Source organism: Streptosporangium amethystogenes subsp. fukuiense (genome assembly GCF_042665875.1).
GTDB lineage: Bacteria > Actinomycetota > Actinomycetes > Streptosporangiales > Streptosporangiaceae > Streptosporangium > Streptosporangium fukuiense.
Genome location: NZ_JBHTEE010000001.1, coordinates 7,093,721 through 7,111,732, shown reverse-complemented (window position 1 = coordinate 7,111,732; position 18,012 = coordinate 7,093,721). Strand labels below are relative to the sequence as shown.

Genomic DNA, 18,012 nt, shown 5'->3' with positions numbered 1-18,012 from the left:
GTCCTCCCAGCCCTGCTGCCGGTTCTTTCTCCTACCGGCCTTGGATAACGTCGAGGTCATGCGGCTTCATGTGGGATGCGCGATGTGGACTCTCAAGTCATGGCAGGGGCGTTTTCTGCCTCATCCGCTCCCGGTCGGAGAACGCCTGCGGGCCTACGCGACCTGGTGCAACGCGGTGGAGGGCAACACGACGTTCTACGCGACACCGGCGAGAAGCACGGTGGAGTCGTGGGCGCGGCAGACCGGCCCGGACTTCCGCCTGGTGGTCAAGCTGCCCAGGACGATCACGCACGAGGGCCGCCTCACCGGAGTCGAGGAGGAACTTCGGTCGTTCCTGGAGGCGATCGAGCCACTCGGGCCTCGCGCTCACGCCCTCTGGGTCCAGTTGCCGGGATCATTCGCTCCGACCGACCTCGGCACCCTGGCGGGCTTTCTTCGCGGACTTCCCCGCTCGTACAGATACGCCGTCGAGGTCCGCCACCGCGCGTTCTTCGAGGACGAGCGATCTGGACGGTTTCTCGAAAGGGTTCTCGCCGGCGTCGGTGCCGAATGGGTTCCCTTCGACACCGTCACCCTCTTCCAGAGCCCTCCGACCAGTGACGCCGAACGAGACGCGTGGACGAAGAAACCGCGTGTGCCGCGCCGGTCGGTCGCGCTCACCGACCGTCCGATCGTGCGCTACCTCGGCCGGGACGCCACGGAGCGCACGATCGAGGGCTGGCGGCAGTGGATCGACACGGTCACCGAATGGCTACGCGAAGGCCGCTCGCCGACCGTGTTCATCCATACCCCCGACAACGCCGACGCGCCGATGCTCGCCCGTCGTTTTCACGACGACGTACGGGCCCGGCTGCCCGAGGTCGAGCCGCTGCCCGAGCCCATGCCGGCCGAGCCGCTGACCCTCTTCTGACCGCACAGGTTCACCGTGGTCAGAAGCCGCCCACGACTCCGAGCGCATTGCGCATCTGGCAGCTGTTCCCGAAGGTCTGAGAGGACATGGTGAACCGGCTCTTCCACACACCGACCGCCGACACCGTCACCGGCTCATAGATCAGCGGGCAGATCAACCCCGTCGCGGGCTTGAACTTACGCACGTCGCCACTCGCGGGTTCCAGAGCCGCGCACGCCTCCCGCGCCCTCGGGTGCGTCCCTCCGCCGACCGGTGAACACTGCAACACCACCGTCCGAGTCGACGGCAGGGTGGTCGACCCCTGGGTGAGCGTCAGCACCAGCGCCCGGGCTGAGAACTCATCTCCCGATATCTCAGATATGCCTGGCCTGGGGTCACCGAGTGAATCAGCGCCGGCAGGTGACGCGCTGAGCGCGGCCATCGCACCGAGGACCGCCGAACCGAGAACCATCCATTCTGTAAGCCGCCTCATTACAGCCCAACTCTCTCAGCTCACGCGGTGTTCGACGCTCCCAGCGTGACCAGCGGTGACATGGAAGCCGAGTACCGACCCTCCAGGTGCTGGTCAAGATTCCGCGAGTGGGGTAAAGCCGGGGCTGAACAGGTCGCGGTGGTGATCAGGCGATTCCGGACCGGACCGCCGGTGCGTCGGAGGACTCGTGCCGGGGGGCGGTGTCCGGCCTGGGTTGCCGCAGCACGATGAGCGCGACGATGAAGGCGGCCGCGAGCAGAGCGGCGGCGGTGCCGAAGGCCAGTTGGTAGCCGCCGGTCAGCGCGGCAGCCCGGCTCTCGCCGGCGGACAGCAGCCCCTCGGTACGCGAGGCGGCCAGCGTGGACAGTACCGCGACGCCGGTGGCCATGCCGACCTGCTGGGTGGTGTTGAACAGCCCGGACGCCACGCCCGCGTCATCGGCCTTGGCGCCGGACATGCCGAGTGCGGCCAGCGCGGGGAGCATCAACCCGCCACCCGCGATGAGCAGCATCACCGGGAGCAGGTCGGTGACGTAGTCCGCGTCGACCGGGACACGGGTGAGCCAGACCATCGCGCCGAACAGCAGCGCCAGGCCCGCCAGCAGGACGGCGCGCTCACCGAAGCGGGTGTTGAGCCGGGCGGAGACGAACAGGGACACGCCGCCGATGGCCACCGCCGCGGGGAGCATCGCCAGGCCGGTGTCGAGCGCGCCGTAGCCGAGGACCTTCTGCAGGTAGAGCGCGACGAGGATCTGGAAGGCGAACATGGCGGACACCGCCAGCATCTGGGCCAGGTTGGCGCCGGAGACGTTGCGCGAACGGAAGATCCGCAAAGGCATCAGCGGGGTCCTCGCGGTCGCCTGACGGATGAAGAACGCGGCCAGCAGGGCGAGCGACACCGCGCCGAAGCCGAGGGTGTGCGTCGCGAGCCAGCCATACTGCTCGATCTTGACCACGGTGTAGACGCCCAGCATCAGTCCGCCGGTGACCAGTACGGCGCCGAGGACGTCGGCCCCGGCGGCGAGTCCTGCCCCCCGCTCGCCTGGCAGCGCCCTGATCGCCAGCGCGATCGTGGCCAGTCCGATGGGCAGGTTGATGAAGAAGATCCAGTGCCAGCTGAGCGCGTCGGTGAGAACCCCGCCCAGAACCTGGCCGATCGAGGCTCCGGCGGCACCGGTGAAGCTGAAGACGCCGATCGCCTTCGCGCGCTCTTTGGCCTCGGTGAACAGCGTCACCAGGATGCCCAGCACGACCGCGGAGGCCATGGCGCTGCCGATGCCCTGCAGGAAGCGGGCGGCGATCAGCATGCCGGGCCCGGCGGCCGCTCCGGCCAGCAGCGACGCGACGGTGAAGACCGCGTTGCCCGCCAGGAACATGGTCTTGCGGCCGATGAGGTCGCCCAGCCGACCGGCCAGCAGGAGGAGGCCGCCGAAGGGGATGAGGTACGCGTTGACGGTCCAGCTGAGCTCGGCGGGCGAGAAGCCCAGATCCCGCTGGATGGCCGGCATCGCCACGGTCACGATGCTGCCGTCCAGGATCGTCATCAGTGCTGAGGCGGACAGTACGGCGAGTGCCGACCAGCGTGATCGGGATGATTGGGGCGAGGGTGAGGTGTACGACATGACCGTCTCCTGTTCGAAGGGGAACAGGAGAGACCGTAACAGATAGTTTTGTTGTAGACGATCCCTTTCGGGTCTATCTTGTGCGCTGCCGTGCCCGCCGGGCCGCCTGTGGTGCCTCGACGGGGGCGGCCAGATGGCCCTGCACCAGGCGATTCATGGCACGTACCAGCACCTCGGCCTCATCCGCGTCCAGTGCGTCCAGTGCGGCCCTGTGTACGCCGTCGACGATCTGCTGGCTCCGCCGGGCGGCCTCGGCGCCCTTCTCGGTGACCGAGATGATGCGGGCCCGCCGGTCCGTGCTGGACGGGCGGCGCTCGGCGAGCCCGGCCTCCTCCAGGGCGTCGACCGTGACCACCATCGTGGTCTTGTCCATGTCGCCGATCTCGGCGAGCTGGATCTGGGTGCGCTCCTCTTCCAGGGCGTGAACCAGCACGCAGTGCATCCGTGGCGTCAGGCCGATCTCGGCGAGCGCCGCCGCCATCCGGGTTCTCAACGCGTGACCGGCATGGTCCAGCAGGAACGACAGATCGGGCTCGGTGCGGGCGGGTGCCATGGCGGTCATATCTCCAGCATAGCAATTAGTCCCGTTCTGGATTATCTGTGAATGGGCGCTTTTGTTCCCGGTTCGTCGACGGCCACCAAGTGATCGCTGTGCCTGACGGAAAAGTTCGTTCTCGATGGTCAGCGAGAGAGCGTCCGTACGGTGATCAATGCATTTCCCGCGACCCGGGCCGGCGGTCTAGTGCGCCTCGTGAGCTGCCGATGATCGTTCGGCCATTCCGCGAGGCATCAGCAGGAACACCTTCGGAGACAGGCGGTCCATATTCCCGCCCCTGCCGAACACCAGGCCGGCGGCGAAATCCACGAACTGCTTGGCCTCGCTGTCCGGCAGCTTGGTGAGGTCCATCACCACGGGGGTGCCGGTACGAAAGAAATGCCCCACGTAGATGGCCTCGCTGTAGTCGCGGGGACACAGTGTTTTAATCACCGCATCAGTCTCCACCGCCCACGGTGACCGTCAAGTCGTCTACTGAATCGGTGGCCGCGCGTCGCGGTGGAGATTCCGGTCACCTCCGCGGGGCGTACATGATGACCAGCACGCCGAGCAGGCAGACGGCGGCCCCGATGATGTCCCAGCGGTCGGGCTGGAACCTGTCCACCACCATGCCCCAGATCAGCGAGCCCGCGACGAACACGCCTCCGTAGGCGGCGAGGATGCGGCCGAAGTTGGCGTCGGGCTGGAAGGTGGCCACCAGCCCGTACAGGCCCAGGGCGACGAATCCGGTCCCGATCCAGAGCAGCCCGCGCTGTTCTCTGACTCCCTGCCAGACCAGCCAGGCCCCGCCGATCTCGGCGAGTGCGGCGATCGCGAACAGCAGGAGGGATCGGGCGACGGTCACGACCGTGACTGTACGCGGTGGTCCTGGCAGCCACAGCCGGTGCCGGCGGATTCTGCGATTCGCCTCCGGCGGCGGAGCGACCACGCCGGTACGCAGCCACTTCCCGCTCATGAGCCGCACCGGGGAGCCGCCTCGATCGCCCGGACCGCCAGGCCGTCGAGCACTCTCGAACGAACCGGGGGCACCTCGATGTCCAGGGTCAGCTCCTCGCCGTCGGCGGTGAGGGTGAAGGTGAAGAACGCGCAGCACTCCGTCTCCCTGGCCGTCAGGTCGAGTACGGTCCGCTCTCCGCCCTCCAGTCTGAGCCGCAGGTGAGCGGGTCCCACCCGCTCCAGCCCGCGCAGCGCGGTGGCGAAGAGCTCGTCGAACTCCGCCACCCGCAACGGCCGCTCCTCGGTCGGAAGCGCGCATTCGGCCGGTGCCCACTCCATGGGTTCCTCCCTGGCGCCAAGGCCGCCCGTCTCCGCCGCGAGCCGCCCGCACCCCGAAGGTAAGCCTGTACCGGGGTACAGGATGCAACTCCTGCCGCTACCCGAGGTCGGTGCTGGACGCCGCGTCCTGCGCGGGGTGGCGGGCGGCGTGCCGTCTGGCGCGGTAGGCGCTGGCCTTGGCCCGGTTCTGGCAGGACAGGTCGCAGAATCTGCGCGAGCCGTTGCGGGTGGTGTCGAAGAAGACCAGGTCGCACCCGTCGGCCTGGCAGGCGCCGAGCCGGGTGGCCTGGCCGACGCCGATGACCATGGCCAGTGCCGTGCCCATGTCTGCCGCCCACGCGTCCACGAGGGGCGCGTCGGGCCGGTGGAAGGCCAGCCGGTGTGGCCGACCCGGATCGACGTGCAGGCTGGGGACGGCGGCGTGCCGTACCAGCAGGTCGTTGAGTGCGGTCGCGACCTCGGTGATGGACTCGCCCGCGCCGAACGCCGGCCGTAGCCGGGCGGCGATCCCGGCCAGCCGATCCGCCTCGGCGACGGTGAGGGCACGGGGAGCCCGGTCGGTCACGACGCTCTCCTCGCCGATCGCGGCCAGTCGCTCGGCGCCTGAGGCCGGTGGCGTGACCTCGCGGCCGTGCGCCGAGGTGACGGTGAGGCGGTTGACCAGAAGAGCGGCCAACTCGATCCTGCTACCGACGTAACTGTCTATTTGGGGTTGACGAGTGATGCGCCAGGGATCTACTGTCACTGTCATATTCTACATAGATAGTGATGAACGGGGCTTGTGATGTCGGAGTTCTCCAAGCTGGCACGGCAGATGTGGCACCAGATCGAGCCGGTGCACGCGTCGCTCTATTTCTCCCCCGAGGCTTTCGACGAGGCGGCACGGCTCGGCTACGACGTCGAGTCACGCTGGCCGAGCTACTTCGCCTGGCGCACCGCGCCGCTCGGCGCCGCCGGGCCGAAGCTGGTCACCGGCACCTACTACAGCTTCAGCCCGGCGGCCGTCGCCGAGCACGTGCCGGGCATCTGGGCCACGGCGCGGCCCGAGGCGGTGCTCCAGGCCCGGTCGCGGGCGGTGGACCGCACCTTGCGCACCCTCCTCGGTGACAAGGTCGCCACGCCCGAACTGGCCGAGGCGGCCGAGTTGGCCGTCAGGGCCGCCGAGAGCGTCGAGGTCGTCCACCGCCCCCTGGCCGCCGCCAACCTTGATCTGCCCTGGTCCGAGGAGCCACACCTGGCGCTCTGGCAGGCCTGCACCGTGCTGCGCGAACACAGGGGCGACGGGCACCTGGCAGCCCTGGCGACCGCGGGACTGGACGGGTGCGAGGCGCTGGTCTCGTTCGCCGCCATCGGGGCCGCACCGGTGAGCAACTTCGCAGGCCGCGGCTGGAGCGACGAGGAGTGGGCGGCGGCCCGTGACCGGCTGGCCGTCCGTGGCCTGGTCGACGCGGAGGGGAGCGCCACCCCGGCGGGCCGGGCGCTCCGTGACCAGGTCGAGCGGATCACCGACGAGCTGGCCGCCGGACCGTGGCGCGCGCTCGGGGCCGAGTCGGCCCAACGGCTGGCCCTGCTCAACCGGCCTCTGCTGGGCGCGGTGTTCGAGTCGGGGATGCTGCCTATGGTCAGCACCCTGGGCATCGGCAGCGTGCGGGCGCCGGAATAGGGGACGGCCCGGTCTGCAGGTCGACCGCCCCGGCGATCCTGTCCCGCATCGGTCGCCTGCTCAGCGGGTAGGGCGGTTCCACCTCCAGCTCGGCCGCCGCCGCAATGTACCAGTGCCGTCATATCTCCGGAGAGGAACTCGCCTTGTACCCCCCTATCGAGCCCCACGAGCACGGCCTGCTCGACACCGGTGACGACAACCTCGTCTACTGGGAGGTCTGCGGCAACCCCGCGGGCAAGCCCGCGGTCGTCGTCCACGGCGGTCCCGGGTCGGGGTGCAGGCCCGGCCACCGTCGCCTCTTCGATCCCTCGCGGTACCGGGTCGTCCTGTTCGACCAGCGCAACTGTGGCCGCAGCCTGCCGCACGCCGGCGACCCCGCGACCGACCTGAGCACCAACACCACCCATCATCTGGTCGCCGACATGGAGCGCCTGCGCGAGCACCTCGGCATCGACCGGTGGTTGCTGTACGGCGGATCGTGGGGCTCCACGCTGATGCTCGCCTACGCCGAGACCCACCCCGAGCGGGTGTCGGAGATGGTCGTCGCCGGCGTCACGATGACGCGCCGCTCCGAGATCGACTGGCTCTACCGGGGGGTCGGGCGGTTCTTTCCCGAGGAGTGGGAGCGGTTCAGGCGGGGAGTCCCCGAGGCCGACCGCGACGGTGATCTGCTCGCGGCCTACGCACGACTCATGGCCGACCCCGACCCCGAGGTGCGGGCCAGGGCGGCGCACGACTGGACCGCGTGGGAGGACGCGGTGGTCTCCCTGGAGCCCAACGGCACACCGAACGCCTACAGCGGCCGGCCCCCCGCCGCCCTGCTGGCCTTCGTGCGGATCTGCGCGCACTACTTCTCCAACGCCGCCTGGCTGGAGGAGGGGATCCTGCTGCGCGAGGCCGGACGGCTGGCCGGGATCCCCGGCGTACTCGTCCACGGTCGCCTGGACCTGGGCGGACCGCTCGACACGCCATGGCAACTCGCTCAGGCCTGGCCCGACGCCCGGCTGGTCGTGGTCGAGGACTCCGGGCACACCGGCAGCGACACGTTCAGGACGGAGATCCTCTCAGCCCTCGACGCCTTCGCCGGCTGAGCACGCGGAAGGCCGGCACCACCGGTACGGGACGGTGGGCGGGCTGAGGTCTCACCTTCCCCGCGGGCCGTGCGCGGGACGTGCGGACGTGGCGCGTCCGCGTGGGTCACGGGGGACCTCGGGGTGCCGAGCCCTGGGGATTCGCCGGGGTCGTTCCGGGTGAGCCTCCGGGCGGCGTTCGACCCGGACCTCGGGGCGGCGGACGTACACCGGATCACCCGGCTGGAGGAGCCGGTAGAGGGGGACGGCGTTGTGCAGCGGGACCCGGACGCATCCGTGGGAGGCGGGGAAGCGGGGAACGAGGGTGGAGCCGTGGACGGCGATGCCACCGTTGAAGTAGACGGAGTAGAACATCGATCCCAGGACCCCGGTGGACCAGCCGGGGACCCGCGCTCCGACCCGGTAGTCGCCGACCGGGGTGTCGGCGAACCCGCAGTGGCCCTTCTCGCAGTACGACCTGCGGGCACCGGTCGAGATATGGGTCACCAGCACGGGTTTCCCTCCCCGCCACACCGTGAGGAGCTGGCGTCGCAGGTCGATCTCGGTCCGCTCGGACCCGCCGTATCCCACCAGGGGCCTGATGCGCCTGGGGCGCAGGAGGGCCTGCCAGGTCGGCAGGTCGATCCTGTCGACGGGCCTCAGCCCGTTGGCCTTCTGGAAGGCCCATACGGTCATGCGCAGCGCGGAATCGTACGTGGAGCTGAGATTTCCCGGGGGGAAACCCAGATCTCTAAGTCTTTTCTTTGCATTATGCACCTCGATTCCCCGGCTGCCCATTTTGAGGATCGTGAATTGGTCGGGAAGGGGGGCCTGCTGGAAATTCGGGGAGGGGTCGATCGCGGCGTGCGCGACGCCGGCGGGCAGGGTCGCGGCCAGGGCGAAGATGATGCCTGTGACCAGGGCACGGCGGACGGTGCTTCGCATATGTGACGTCTATCCGCTGACAGTGATGATCAACCCTCTAATGCCGCTTGCCAGAAAGTAAGACTTATACCGCCGTGTGCGACCCGACGGTTAGTGTGAAGAGACTTTCCCGAGAAAGCAGATATATGTTTTAAGGCAGCGAGATAAGGTGATTTTAGAGATATTTGTAAGATATTTCCGGGGCATTGGGTGTGAACGGCGCGCCGCACCGTACCGGCCGATCCTGTGGCGGAGCACGGCGGCGTCGTGGCGGGCGGCCCGGAGCGGTTCACCCTCAGCACGCCGACACACACCATGACCGTCGAGGTACCCGAACACACCATCGCCTTCCAGGGCGGCTGGTGGTACCGCGGGGAGTACGCCGTCGAGCCGCACTCGGAGGGCGCCCTGCTCACCCACCGGGTCCGCAACGTCGCGGCCCGGGGACGGTGCGGCGTGCCGCTCGCCAACCGCTTCTTCTTCGGCCTCGACAGGAGCGCGAGCGACGGCTTCACCGCGGGGCTCCGGCGGATCGGCGACGAACTGGGCTGCCGGACACGCCTGCTCTGAACGCACGGCGTTTCCGGTACCGGATCCGCAGAGCCGGAGAACGCCGGATGCGCCCCTCCGGGGCGCACGGGGATGCTCACGAACGTCATGAAGACATCCCCGTGCGGGGTCCAGGGGAGCACCGGCCGATCAGCCGAGCCGGATGACGCCCTTGGAGATCTTGATCTTCCTGCGGGCCAGCGGTCGACCGGCCGGCCCCCTGGCCACCGAGCCGTCGGCGATCCGGAACCTGCTGCCGTGGCAGGGACAGTTGATGGTTCCGCCGCGAATGGTGGCGACCGCGCAGCCCTGGTGGGTGCATTTGGCGCTGAAGGCGCGGAAGGTGCCCTTGACGGGCTGGGTGACCACCCATCTGCCGTTGATGATCCGGCCGCCGCCGACGGGGATGCTGCTGGTCCTGGCGAGCACGGGACCGGCGGTCTCCCCGGCCTCCTCGGCCGCCTCGGCCGGGCGTACCCACGCGACGGCCGACGCGATCGCGGCGGCGGCGCCGCCCGCGAGACCTCGGAAGATCATTAATCGACGGGTGGGGGTGGGCATGGTGGGCCTCCCGGGGAGACGAATGGATCACGTGTGTGGTTCATATCACAGGAAAGCGGGCCTGCAGGCAGGCTCCGCGGTCCTCCCCGGCGATGCGCAGGCTGCCGCCGTGCCGTACCGCGATGTCCCTGGCGATGGCCAGCCCGAGGCCCGATCCGCCCGCGTCCCTGTCCCTGGCCTCGTCCAGCCGGGTGAACCTGTCGAAGACCGCCTCGTGGTGCTCGGCGGGGATGCCGGGGCCGTCGTCGCACACGTCGAGCACCGCCTCACCACCGTCGGATGCCAGCCGGACGGTGACCGTGGAGTTCGCGTGACGTACGGCGTTGTCCACCAGGTTGGCCACCAGACGGCGCAACTGCCCGGCAGAGCCGAGGACCACCGTGTCGGCCGCCACCTCCAGCGTCACCCTGATCTCCGGCCTGGGCCGCGACCGGGCCGCCTCCTCGGCGGTCACCTGGCCGAGGTCCACCTCCTCGTGGCAGGCGGGCTCCGCCGCGTCCAGGCGGGCGAGCAGCAGGAGGTCGGAGGTGAGCGCCTGGATCCGCTCCACGTCGGTCAGCGCCTCGGCCGCCAGCGGCCCCGGCGGCGCCAGCTCAAGACGTGTCCTCAGGATGGCCAGCGGGCTGCGGAGCTCGTGGGCGGCGTCGGCGACGAAGCGCTTGTGCCGGCTGACCGCCAGTTCGAGGCGGTCGAGCGTGCGGTTCATGGTCTCGGCGAGGCGGGCGATCTCGTCGCGCGACCGCGGTACGGGGACCCGCCGGTGCAGGTCGTTGGCGGTGATGTCGGCCATCTCGGTGCGGATGGCCGAAACCGGGGCCAGTGCCCGGCCGACGGCGAGCCAGGTCAGGACGGCGACCAGCAGGAGCAGCGCGGGGATGCCGGGCAGCAGCAGGCCCCACAGCGCCCGCAGCGCGTCTCCCGTCGGCTCCAGCGACGCCCTGGCCTGCACGACCAGCACGCCGTCGGCGGTGTCCACGGGCGTTGTGGCCAGGGCGAAGGCATCGCCGGGCGCCCACTGCGCTGCCTCGGCGGGCTGTGGCGCGGTACTGCTCCGAAAGTCCCGCACGGTTCCCGGGGTCTTTCTCCTGGGCGCCGGGGTGGCGGTCGATCTCCAGGCCGAAAGCTCGGAGGCCGGCGATACGGGGTACGCAAAGATCTTGACATCGGGGTCGAGGAGGGACGTTTCCGTGAGAGCGACACTGTCCGCGGGCTCCCTGAAGACCGTCACGCCGCCGGTGAGCACCTCGGCGGTGGCATCGGCGCGGCGGGCGGCCTCGTTGGAGGCGCTCCGTGTCAGGCTCCCGGTCAGCACACCGACGAGCACCGCGGCCGCCACGCCCAGCGCGACCGCGACGATGGCGGTGGCCGCGAGGGTCGCCCGGAGCCGCACCGAAAGGCGCGACGCCATCCTCAGGCCTCCAGCCGGTAGCCGGCGCCGCGCACCGTCACCAGCGACGAGCGGCCGAACGGAGCGTCGATCTTGCGGCGCAGCGCGCTGATGTAGACCTCCACGATGTTCGGATCGCCGTCGTAGGAGAAATCCCAGGCCTGGGCCAGCAGCTCGCTCTTGGAGACCACCTCGCCCTGCCGGCGCGCCAGGCCGTGCAGCACCGCGAACTCCTTGGGGGTGAGGGGGATGTCCACCTCCCCGCGGCGGCAGCGGAGCCCCGCGGGATCGACGGTCAGGTCGCCGACCGCGATGGACACCGGTCTGGCGTGGCCGCCCCGGCGTACCAGCGCGCGCAGCCGGGCCAGCAGCACCACGTAGGAGAACGGCTTGGACAGGAAGTCGTCCGCGCCGGTGTCCAGGGCCTCGGCCTCGTCGTGCACCCCGTCCTTGGCGGTGAGCATCAGGATCGGCGTCCAGTTCTCCGCGTCGCGGAGCCTGGCGCAGACGGTGTAGCCGTTCATCCGGGGCAGCATGACGTCCAGCACGATCACGTCGTACGGGTTCTCGGTCGCCATCCACAACCCGTCGCGTCCGTCGTACGTCACGTCGACGGCGAACCCCTCGCCCGCCAGCCCGTCCTTGAGCAGATGGGCCAGACGTTTCTCGTCCTCAACCAGCAGCACACGCATACCGCTCAGAGTGCCGCACCCCGCCTAAAGCCAACCTGAAGATGACTTCTGCCGCCTTCAGCCTGGGTTCAGGCAGGGGGCGGGAATCTGTGATCTCCAGATCCGCCTGACAAGGAGAATGCCCATGCGTATCCGCATGCTCGCCGCCGCCGTGGTGACAGCGGGGGCACTGATGGCCACCCTGACCGGGGCCGCCAGTGCCGACGACACGCCCACGCCCGCTCCCATGGAGGGCACGGTACAGATCCAGTGCGAGGGCGGCGGACAGGCGACCCTGACGACGCGCCGGCTGACCGAGGCCGAGATCAAGGAGTTGGAGAAGGCCGGAGCGTCGCCCGCCGTGCCCGCCGTGCCCTCGGGACGGGCCGGCGAGGCCGCGGCGCCGAGCGGCCATGTCAAGGTCTTCAGGGGCGCCCGGGCGGAAGGGGAGGACGCGAAGGATCTCCTCCCGCTTTCCGAGGGCGTGACTCTCGTCAAGGACTTCAAGGTCATGGCGGCTCCCTCGGGGACCGCTGCCCCCGGGGCTCCGGAGGCCGGGGCGGTGACCGTGACCTCCGAGGCCGTTCCCGAGAGGGTCGAGGGGGCCAAGAGGACCGAGAAGGTCGAGGGGGCCGAGCGGGCCGAGGGGCCCGGAGATGTCGCGGTCAAAGTCATGAGCACGCCCTCCGGGGACGCGCCCGTCGTCACCTGCGCCAAGGCCACGAAGGAGTAGTCCCGCGGGGGTGATCCCAAAGACCTGCGAGCCGGCCGGGGAAACCCGTGCGGGAGTGACCCCGGCCGGTTCGCAGCCGACCGGGACGACCGGGAGGCGTCCTGGCGGACCGTGCCGCGTCGGGGGCCGCGCGGTTCAGCCCTCGGGGAAGGTCGGGTGCGGGCCCAGGGCCCAGTACTCGTACAGGCCGTAACCGACGTGGCCGTCGTAGGAGAAGCGGCCGACCGCGTCGACCAGGCCCCACATTGCGGCGGCGTCCTCCGGAAGGGTGTGGGTGACGCCCTGGACCACCGGTTCCGGCCCCTGGTACATGCCGTGCCTCCAGTCCGGTTCCAGGCCATATCCGGTGCCCACCATCAGGTGCACCGGGAGGATCGGAGTGCAGTGCACGTCGAAGGGCTTGCCACCCGGCGGAGAGAAGGAGATCGTCGCCTCTCGTACGTCCCGGGTGCCCTCCGCGTACGTCGGACGGTACTCGGGACGGCCGAGATACTCCTCCTCGCCCTGTCTCGGGGTGCCGAACCCCCACACCCGCACCGCCTCCTCCAGTACCCGGCGGCCCTTCTCGTCCTCCTGGACGATGCACAGGATGGCGTGGTCGTCGAACTGGATCGGGGTGTAGAGCCAGTAGAAGGTGCCGGCGTCGCGGGCCTGGATGCCGGGCGGTTCGGGCTCGCCGACCGGGCGGATGCCCCACGAGCGGTCACGGGTGCCCTGCCAGCGGTCGGGGGTGACCTCGACGCGCTCGTCGCCGATCAGTATGTGCCCACTCCACCTGCCGGTCTGGGCCAGCCGGGAGGAGTCGAACACCACGCGCTCCTGCCGGCGTAGGAAGTGCCGGGGTTCCAGCGTGGCCGGGATGGTGCCCTCCCAGGTGAGGTCGAAGGAGAGGCCGTGCTCGGTGGGGTCGAGCACCACCCGCAGCCGCCGGAGCCCCTCGATCACCTCGACCCGGAACGGGCCGACCCGGGTGTCCATCCGGTCGTCGCCGAGTTCCCGGGAGGCCCGGACCACGCGGTGCAGGTTCCGGTGGCGCACGCAGGCGAACGCGTCGGTGACCCCGAGGTTGGGATACTGCCCGAGGCCGACGATGAGCATCAACTCGTCGGATCCGGCGTGACAGTTGAAGTAGTACCGGTCGTAGAAGTTGCGGTCCGAGGTCGTGACGTGCCGCATCACCTCGGGTGACTGGTGTACGGGATGGTCGTCGAGGGGCGACAGCGTCATCGGGTGCTCCTTCTGTCCCAGGAACACGTTCTAACAAGCGCTTGGTGGATCGGTCAATGGCGTGCGGTCCGCACAGCGGTATGGCCCGCGCCTTCGAAGGCGCGGGCCATACCGCTGACAGGTGACGTACACCGTGGTCGGCCGACCCGGGCACGTCGTACCGCTAGGGCAGTTTCTTGGACGTGTGCTCCGCCCTGGCGTCGGCTCTGTCACCGACCTCCTCGGCCTTCGACGTGACGTCGTTCGTCACGTCGGAGGTCTTGCCCACCACCGCCTCCATCTTGTGCCCCACCCATTGGGACGCGTCGGAGGTGCTTTCCTTCAGGGTGTCCGCCCACTGGTCGGCGTTCCTGCGGTACAGCGCGTAGCCCGCTGCTCCGATCGCGACGCCGGTGACCAGCAGAACCATCGGCCATCCGCGGGACTTGGTGGGCTTGGGATCAATCTTCGCGGCAGCCTGGGACAGCGCGGCGCTGAGTTTCGGCGCGAGCTGTTCCTCGATCGAGTGCGCGGCGGCGTCAAGCCTCGGTGCCGCCCACCCGCGTACGACGATGATCTTCTCACCGGCCACGTTGCGAGCATGATCGGCCATGTCAAGGGCCTGGCCAGCTACGTCGCGGGCCTGGCCGGCCAGCGGGCTGACCCGATCCGCGACGAGGACAGCCCGAGCCTTCGCGTGGCGCAGCCGCCTTTCCGGAGCCACGATCTTCATGTGGCGCTTTCCAAACAGTGCTAGAGGCACAACAACCTCCCCATTCGTTGGGGCCCCGTCGCCACCCCTTCCCGCTCGAAGGCGGCTCAATCATGACGGCCCGTGGGAGGATGCATGAGGGATCGGCTCCGGCCGAAATCGTCAAAGCGCCACAAAAGCAATACGTTGCATAGGCATTGCCACAACCTGAAGGGGGCAGTCCGATCATGGCTGAGAAGTTGATCGCGAACCTCAACACCAATCGCGGAAGCGTGAAGGTCCAGCTCTTCCCGGACCACGCGCCCAAGACCGTGCGCAACTTCGTCGAGCTCGCCGAGGGCACCCGCGAGTGGGTGCACCCGGAGACCGGCCAGAAGTCCACCGCCAAGCTGTACGACGGCACCATCTTCCACCGGGTCATCTCAGGCTTCATGATCCAGGGCGGCGACCCGCTGGGTCAGGGTGTCGGCGGTCCCGGCTACAAGTTCGACGACGAGATCCACCCGGACCTCTACTTCAACCGTCCGTACCTGCTCGCCATGGCGAACGCGGGCATCCAGATGGGCCGCGGCACCAACGGCTCCCAGTTCTTCATCACCGTGGTGCCCACGCCGCACCTGAACGGCAAGCACACCATCTTCGGTGAGGTGATCGAGGGTCAGGACGTCGTGGACGCCATCGCCAAGACCGACACCGACGCCCGCGACCGCCCCACCGAGCCCGTGGTCCTGGAGTCGGTGACCATCGAACGCGTGCAGAGCTGATCTCTCGCCCGGCGGCCTCCCACGGAGGCCGCCGTTCGCGTTTCCGGCCGGTGTCGTTCAGTCGCCGTTTATGTGTGTACGGGCACTCGGGATCGTGAATAGGCTGGCAGTCTGGGGATAACAGAACGCGCGAAGGGGCCAGCCACAGACCATGACCACCCAGCCGTCCAGCGACCCCAACACCGTTGTTCCCAACTGCTACCGGCATCCAGGGCGGGAGACCTACGTCCGCTGCCAGCGCTGTGAGCGCCCCATCTGCCCCGACTGCATGCGCGAGGCCTCGGTGGGCTTCCAGTGCCCCGAGTGCGTGGCGGAGGGCAACAGGGGCATGCGGCAGGCACAGTCCGTGTTCGGCGGCCGGGCGGTCGTCACGCCCCGGGTCACCTGGGCGCTGCTGGTTCTCAACGTCCTGGCCTACTTCGCCGAGACCGTGCGCACCGACTGGGTGCTGGCCAACTTCACGATGAACTCCTTCGCCGTCGCCTACGACGGCGAGTGGTGGCGCCTGATCACCGGAGCCTTCCTGCACATGCCGCTCGGCGGTGGCGGCTGGGCCCTGACCCACATCGTGTTCAACATGTGGGCCCTCTACGCCATCGGCCCGGAACTGGAGCGGCGCCTCGGCTCGGCCAGGTTCCTGGCGCTCTATCTCCTCGCGGCGCTCGGCGGGTCCGTCGCGGTCTACCTGTTCGGCATCGCCGCGGTCGGCGCCTCGGGTGCGATCTACGGCATGTTCGGCGCGCTGTTCGTGCTCGGCAGGAAGCTCGGCTACAACGTCCAGGGTGTGCTCTGGCTGATCGGCATCAACGCGGTGATCACCTTCGTGATCCCCGGCATCAGCTGGCAGGGACACCTCGGCGGCCTGATCGCCGGCTCCCTGGTCGCGGCGGTGTTCGCCTTCGCCCCGGCCAGGAGCCGCGACGCCGTCCAGTGGGGAGGCTGCGCGGCGATGCTGGTCGTTCTGGTCGCGTTGGTGCTGGCGTTGCCGCCGTTCGCCGTCCAGGCCGAACTTGGCATCTACGGTTGATCCACACCCTGATGCTTCCCCAGGGTGTGGATAATGCCTGTGGAAAAGGCTAGCGCCAGCGGGTGGACAGGATCACACCGAGGATGATGAAGGCGAACCCGACCAGCAGGTTCCAGTTCTGGAGGGCGCCGAGAACGGGCGCGGTGGGCGCCACGTAGTAGACGGCGATCCACAGGATGCCGACGATCCAGCAGGTCACCATGACCGGCGCCAGCCAGCGCGGGCTGATCTTGATCTGCTGTGAGGTCTGCGGCGGGGTGTAGACCGGCTTCTTGCGAGTCTTGGGCTTGGGCACTGGGGTTCTTCTCCTGCGTCAACCCTGCGCGATCCGGACCGTGCGCAGGCCATGTCGATTAGCGTAGTCGCTGGTGGGTGAAGTCCCGTGTAAGGATAGTCCGCGCAGGTGGGCCATGGCGATTCCGTGAGGCACCATACTGCGGCAAATGTTCTGCCGAACCCGTGTTCCGGTCCTGCCGGACGAAGTGTCCCGTCACTAGCCTTGACCCTCGTGAGAGCGGCGTTGAAGGTCATGGGCGATCTGAGCATCACCGCGGGCCTGGTCATCCTGCTCTTCTGCGCCTACCTGTTGTGGGGCACCGGCTCCTACACCGCGGAGCAGCAGGTGCTGTTGCAAAGGCAGTTCATCGAGGGCGGGAAGGCCGGCCGGGCGCACGGGCCCGGCCCGGTCCGGCTGGGCGGGGCGGTCGCGCTGCTGTCGATTCCCAGGCTCGGCGACGACTACCGGTACGCCGTCGTGGAGGGCGTCGACCAGGACCGGCTGCGGATGGGGCCGGGTCACTACCCCGGAAGCGCCATGCCAGGAAAAATCGGTAATTTCGTTCTTTCAGGCCATAGGACCACCTATGCCGCCCCCTTCGGTCGCATCGACGAACTCCAGCGGGGCGATCGCATCGTGGTCGACGCCCACGAGGCCCGCTACACCTACCGGGTCACCGGCAGGCGCGTCGTCGACCCCACCGAGCTCGGCGTCATCGCCCCGGTCCCCGACCAGCCGGGAAAGACACCGACCAGGGCGACGATCACCTTGTCCACCTGCCACCCGAAGTACTCGGCCGCCCAGCGGCTCGTCGTCTTCGGCGCGCTGGACCGGAGCCAGGACCGCCTCGGACGACCCGAATAGTCCCGAAAACCAACCCCGACAGCCCGGAGAAGGAGTCTCGTGTACGGCTGGATCTGGCGGCTGCTTCCCGGAAACCTCGCGGTCAGGGTGTTCACCGCCGCCGTACTGGCCGCCCTGGTCGCGGCCGTACTCTGGTATGTCGTGTTCCCCTGGATCGAACCCCGCATCTCCCTCGACCTGGCCGGCGTGGGCCCGTGAGCCGCGTCCTGGTCGTGGACAACCACGACAGCTTCGTCCACACCATCGTCCAGTACCTCCGTGAACTCGGCGCCACCTGCGACGTGCGGCCACGTGACCAGGTCAGGGTCGAGGACGCCGCCGGCTTCGACGGGGTTCTGATCAGCCCCGGCCCCGGCACCCCGGAGAACGCGGGCGTGAGCGTCCCGCTCGTCGGCTACTGCGAGGCCCACGGCATCCCGCTGCTCGGCGTCTGCCTGGGGCACCAGGCCATCGCCATCGCCCACGGCGCGACCGTCTCGCGGGCCCCCGAACTGGTGCACGGCCGCACCAGTGCGATCACGCATGACGGGCGCGGCGTCTTCGCCGGCCTGCCGTCGCCGACGACCATGACGCGCTACCACTCGCTGGCCGTCCTGCCCGACACGGTTCCCGAGATCCTTGAGGTGACCGCGACCACCGGCGACGGCGTGATCATGGGCCTGCGCCACCGTACGGCCCCCGTCGAGGGTGTGCAGTTCCACCCCGAGTCGGTGATCTCCCAGCACGGTCATCGGCTGCTCGGAAACTGGCTGGAAAGGTTGGTGTAACGC

The 18,012-nt window shown here is 69.2% G+C and carries 24 protein-coding genes; 10 read left to right on the top strand and 14 right to left on the bottom strand.

Annotated elements, in window-relative coordinates; genetic code table 11:
• The first annotated feature begins 58 nt into the window (after window positions 1-58).
• A complete protein-coding gene (locus ACFQVD_RS31430) occupies window positions 59-910 on the top strand; it encodes a DUF72 domain-containing protein (protein WP_343970602.1) in 852 nt (283 codons plus the stop codon).
• 19 nt (window positions 911-929) lie between these two features.
• Here ACFQVD_RS31430 and ACFQVD_RS31425 read toward each other — a convergent pair whose 3' ends face one another.
• From ACFQVD_RS31425 to ACFQVD_RS31395, 7 genes are all read right to left on the bottom strand, one after another.
• The gene (locus ACFQVD_RS31425) at window positions 930-1,331 is read right to left on the bottom strand and encodes an SSI family serine proteinase inhibitor (RefSeq protein ID WP_364154872.1); all 402 of its coding nucleotides are present in this window, start codon (window positions 1,329-1,331) and stop codon (window positions 930-932) included.
• Between the two features lie 196 nt (window positions 1,332-1,527).
• Window positions 1,528-3,003, bottom strand: coding sequence for an MFS transporter (locus ACFQVD_RS31420; protein WP_343970608.1), 1,476 nt, complete (start codon window positions 3,001-3,003; stop codon window positions 1,528-1,530).
• A 73-nt stretch (window positions 3,004-3,076) separates the two neighbouring features.
• Window positions 3,077-3,565, bottom strand: a complete 489-nt coding sequence (locus tag ACFQVD_RS31415) for a MarR family winged helix-turn-helix transcriptional regulator (RefSeq protein ID WP_343970611.1) — start codon at window positions 3,563-3,565, stop codon at window positions 3,077-3,079.
• 177 nt (window positions 3,566-3,742) lie between these two features.
• The gene (locus tag ACFQVD_RS31410) at window positions 3,743-3,991 is read right to left on the bottom strand and encodes a cell division protein SepF (RefSeq protein WP_343970614.1); all 249 of its coding nucleotides are present in this window, start codon (window positions 3,989-3,991) and stop codon (window positions 3,743-3,745) included.
• A 79-nt stretch (window positions 3,992-4,070) separates the two neighbouring features.
• A complete protein-coding gene (locus ACFQVD_RS31405; RefSeq protein ID WP_343970617.1) occupies window positions 4,071-4,403 on the bottom strand; it encodes a YnfA family protein in 333 nt (110 codons plus the stop codon).
• A gap of 107 nt (window positions 4,404-4,510) precedes the next feature.
• Window positions 4,511-4,834 (bottom strand): hypothetical protein, encoded by a 324-nt coding sequence (locus tag ACFQVD_RS31400; RefSeq protein WP_343970620.1) that lies wholly within the window; start codon window positions 4,832-4,834, stop codon window positions 4,511-4,513.
• A 97-nt stretch (window positions 4,835-4,931) separates the two neighbouring features.
• Window positions 4,932-5,579, bottom strand: a complete 648-nt coding sequence (locus tag ACFQVD_RS31395) for a CGNR zinc finger domain-containing protein (RefSeq protein ID WP_343970623.1) — start codon at window positions 5,577-5,579, stop codon at window positions 4,932-4,934.
• A 39-nt stretch (window positions 5,580-5,618) separates the two neighbouring features.
• Between ACFQVD_RS31395 and ACFQVD_RS31390 the strand changes: the two genes are divergently transcribed.
• Both ACFQVD_RS31390 and pip read left to right on the top strand, forming a co-directional pair.
• Window positions 5,619-6,497 carry an SCO6745 family protein gene (locus ACFQVD_RS31390; RefSeq protein WP_343970626.1) on the top strand — a complete coding sequence of 293 codons (879 nt, stop codon included), beginning with the start codon at window positions 5,619-5,621 and terminating at the stop codon, window positions 6,495-6,497.
• Window positions 6,498-6,601: 104 nt separating this feature from the next.
• The gene (gene pip / locus ACFQVD_RS31385) at window positions 6,602-7,588 is read left to right on the top strand and encodes a prolyl aminopeptidase (RefSeq protein ID WP_425580428.1); all 987 of its coding nucleotides are present in this window, start codon (window positions 6,602-6,604) and stop codon (window positions 7,586-7,588) included.
• A gap of 51 nt (window positions 7,589-7,639) precedes the next feature.
• Here pip and ACFQVD_RS31380 read toward each other — a convergent pair whose 3' ends face one another.
• Window positions 7,640-8,512: a L,D-transpeptidase family protein gene (locus ACFQVD_RS31380; protein ID WP_343970632.1), complete on the bottom strand. Its 873-nt coding sequence runs from the start codon at window positions 8,510-8,512 to the stop codon at window positions 7,640-7,642.
• A 225-nt stretch (window positions 8,513-8,737) separates the two neighbouring features.
• On the opposite strand from ACFQVD_RS31380, the gene ACFQVD_RS31375 reads away from it, so the two are divergent.
• A complete protein-coding gene (locus tag ACFQVD_RS31375) occupies window positions 8,738-9,061 on the top strand; it encodes a hypothetical protein (RefSeq protein WP_343970635.1) in 324 nt (107 codons plus the stop codon).
• A gap of 129 nt (window positions 9,062-9,190) precedes the next feature.
• Here ACFQVD_RS31375 and ACFQVD_RS31370 read toward each other — a convergent pair whose 3' ends face one another.
• Genes ACFQVD_RS31370 through ACFQVD_RS31360 form a run of 3 tightly spaced genes read right to left on the bottom strand, consistent with a single transcriptional unit; the run spans window position 9,191 to window position 11,680 of the window.
• The gene (locus tag ACFQVD_RS31370; RefSeq protein WP_343970638.1) at window positions 9,191-9,601 is read right to left on the bottom strand and encodes a Rieske (2Fe-2S) protein; all 411 of its coding nucleotides are present in this window, start codon (window positions 9,599-9,601) and stop codon (window positions 9,191-9,193) included.
• A gap of 40 nt (window positions 9,602-9,641) precedes the next feature.
• The gene (locus tag ACFQVD_RS31365) at window positions 9,642-11,009 is read right to left on the bottom strand and encodes a sensor histidine kinase (RefSeq protein WP_343970641.1); all 1,368 of its coding nucleotides are present in this window, start codon (window positions 11,007-11,009) and stop codon (window positions 9,642-9,644) included.
• Between the two features lie 2 nt (window positions 11,010-11,011).
• Entirely contained in the window at window positions 11,012-11,680 is a 669-nt protein-coding gene (locus tag ACFQVD_RS31360; protein ID WP_343970644.1) for a response regulator transcription factor, read from the bottom strand.
• Between the two features lie 124 nt (window positions 11,681-11,804).
• Here ACFQVD_RS31360 and ACFQVD_RS31355 point away from each other — a divergent pair, with 124 nt between their 5' ends.
• A complete protein-coding gene (locus tag ACFQVD_RS31355) occupies window positions 11,805-12,392 on the top strand; it encodes a hypothetical protein (protein WP_343970647.1) in 588 nt (195 codons plus the stop codon).
• Window positions 12,393-12,527: 135 nt separating this feature from the next.
• On the opposite strand, the gene ACFQVD_RS31350 is transcribed toward ACFQVD_RS31355, so the two are convergent.
• Both ACFQVD_RS31350 and ACFQVD_RS31345 read right to left on the bottom strand, forming a co-directional pair.
• Window positions 12,528-13,619, bottom strand: coding sequence for a hypothetical protein (locus ACFQVD_RS31350; RefSeq protein ID WP_343970650.1), 1,092 nt, complete (start codon window positions 13,617-13,619; stop codon window positions 12,528-12,530).
• 163 nt (window positions 13,620-13,782) lie between these two features.
• Window positions 13,783-14,331, bottom strand: coding sequence for a hypothetical protein (locus ACFQVD_RS31345; RefSeq protein ID WP_343970653.1), 549 nt, complete (start codon window positions 14,329-14,331; stop codon window positions 13,783-13,785).
• A gap of 206 nt (window positions 14,332-14,537) precedes the next feature.
• On the opposite strand from ACFQVD_RS31345, the gene ACFQVD_RS31340 reads away from it, so the two are divergent.
• Entirely contained in the window at window positions 14,538-15,074 is a 537-nt protein-coding gene (locus tag ACFQVD_RS31340) for a peptidylprolyl isomerase (RefSeq protein WP_343970656.1), read from the top strand.
• Between the two features lie 151 nt (window positions 15,075-15,225).
• A complete protein-coding gene (locus ACFQVD_RS31335; RefSeq protein WP_343970659.1) occupies window positions 15,226-16,101 on the top strand; it encodes a rhomboid family intramembrane serine protease in 876 nt (291 codons plus the stop codon).
• Between the two features lie 49 nt (window positions 16,102-16,150).
• Here the strand turns inward: ACFQVD_RS31335 and ACFQVD_RS31330 are convergent, their stop codons facing one another.
• Entirely contained in the window at window positions 16,151-16,396 is a 246-nt protein-coding gene (locus ACFQVD_RS31330) for a cell division protein CrgA (RefSeq protein WP_343970662.1), read from the bottom strand.
• A 213-nt stretch (window positions 16,397-16,609) separates the two neighbouring features.
• On the opposite strand from ACFQVD_RS31330, the gene ACFQVD_RS31325 reads away from it, so the two are divergent.
• The 3 genes from ACFQVD_RS31325 to ACFQVD_RS31315 are packed head-to-tail and all read left to right on the top strand — an operon-like array spanning window position 16,610 to window position 18,009.
• Window positions 16,610-17,242, top strand: coding sequence for a class E sortase (locus ACFQVD_RS31325; protein ID WP_343970665.1), 633 nt, complete (start codon window positions 16,610-16,612; stop codon window positions 17,240-17,242).
• Between the two features lie 39 nt (window positions 17,243-17,281).
• Window positions 17,282-17,440 (top strand): hypothetical protein, encoded by a 159-nt coding sequence (locus ACFQVD_RS31320; RefSeq protein ID WP_343970668.1) that lies wholly within the window; start codon window positions 17,282-17,284, stop codon window positions 17,438-17,440.
• Window positions 17,437-18,009: an anthranilate synthase component II gene (locus ACFQVD_RS31315; RefSeq protein WP_343970671.1), complete on the top strand. Its 573-nt coding sequence runs from the start codon at window positions 17,437-17,439 to the stop codon at window positions 18,007-18,009. Before ACFQVD_RS31320 ends, ACFQVD_RS31315 begins: the two co-directional genes overlap by 4 nt.
• The last annotated feature ends 3 nt before the right edge of the window (window positions 18,010-18,012 follow it).

Bases quoted from the DNA above. Each gene is read 5' to 3' on its own strand.
- ACFQVD_RS31430 (WP_343970602.1), top strand. From the start codon at position 59: ATGCGGCTTCATGTGGGATGCGCGATGTGGACTCTCAAGTCATGGCAG.
- ACFQVD_RS31425 (WP_364154872.1), bottom strand. From the start codon at position 1,331: ATGGCCGCGCTCAGCGCGTCACCTGCCGGCGCTGATTCACTCGGTGAC.
- ACFQVD_RS31420 (WP_343970608.1), bottom strand. From the start codon at position 3,003: ATGTCGTACACCTCACCCTCGCCCCAATCATCCCGATCACGCTGGTCG.
- ACFQVD_RS31415 (WP_343970611.1), bottom strand. From the start codon at position 3,565: ATGACCGCCATGGCACCCGCCCGCACCGAGCCCGATCTGTCGTTCCTG.
- ACFQVD_RS31400 (WP_343970620.1), bottom strand. From the start codon at position 4,834: ATGGAGTGGGCACCGGCCGAATGCGCGCTTCCGACCGAGGAGCGGCCG.
- ACFQVD_RS31390 (WP_343970626.1), top strand. From the start codon at position 5,619: ATGTCGGAGTTCTCCAAGCTGGCACGGCAGATGTGGCACCAGATCGAG.
- pip (WP_425580428.1), top strand. From the start codon at position 6,602: ATGTACCAGTGCCGTCATATCTCCGGAGAGGAACTCGCCTTGTACCCC.
- ACFQVD_RS31380 (WP_343970632.1), bottom strand. From the start codon at position 8,512: ATGCGAAGCACCGTCCGCCGTGCCCTGGTCACAGGCATCATCTTCGCC.
- ACFQVD_RS31370 (WP_343970638.1), bottom strand. From the start codon at position 9,601: ATGCCCACCCCCACCCGTCGATTAATGATCTTCCGAGGTCTCGCGGGC.
- ACFQVD_RS31365 (WP_343970641.1), bottom strand. From the start codon at position 11,009: ATGGCGTCGCGCCTTTCGGTGCGGCTCCGGGCGACCCTCGCGGCCACC.
- ACFQVD_RS31360 (WP_343970644.1), bottom strand. From the start codon at position 11,680: ATGCGTGTGCTGCTGGTTGAGGACGAGAAACGTCTGGCCCATCTGCTC.
- ACFQVD_RS31355 (WP_343970647.1), top strand. From the start codon at position 11,805: ATGCGTATCCGCATGCTCGCCGCCGCCGTGGTGACAGCGGGGGCACTG.
- ACFQVD_RS31350 (WP_343970650.1), bottom strand. From the start codon at position 13,619: ATGACGCTGTCGCCCCTCGACGACCATCCCGTACACCAGTCACCCGAG.
- ACFQVD_RS31345 (WP_343970653.1), bottom strand. From the start codon at position 14,331: ATGAAGATCGTGGCTCCGGAAAGGCGGCTGCGCCACGCGAAGGCTCGG.
- ACFQVD_RS31340 (WP_343970656.1), top strand. From the start codon at position 14,538: ATGGCTGAGAAGTTGATCGCGAACCTCAACACCAATCGCGGAAGCGTG.
- ACFQVD_RS31335 (WP_343970659.1), top strand. From the start codon at position 15,226: ATGACCACCCAGCCGTCCAGCGACCCCAACACCGTTGTTCCCAACTGC.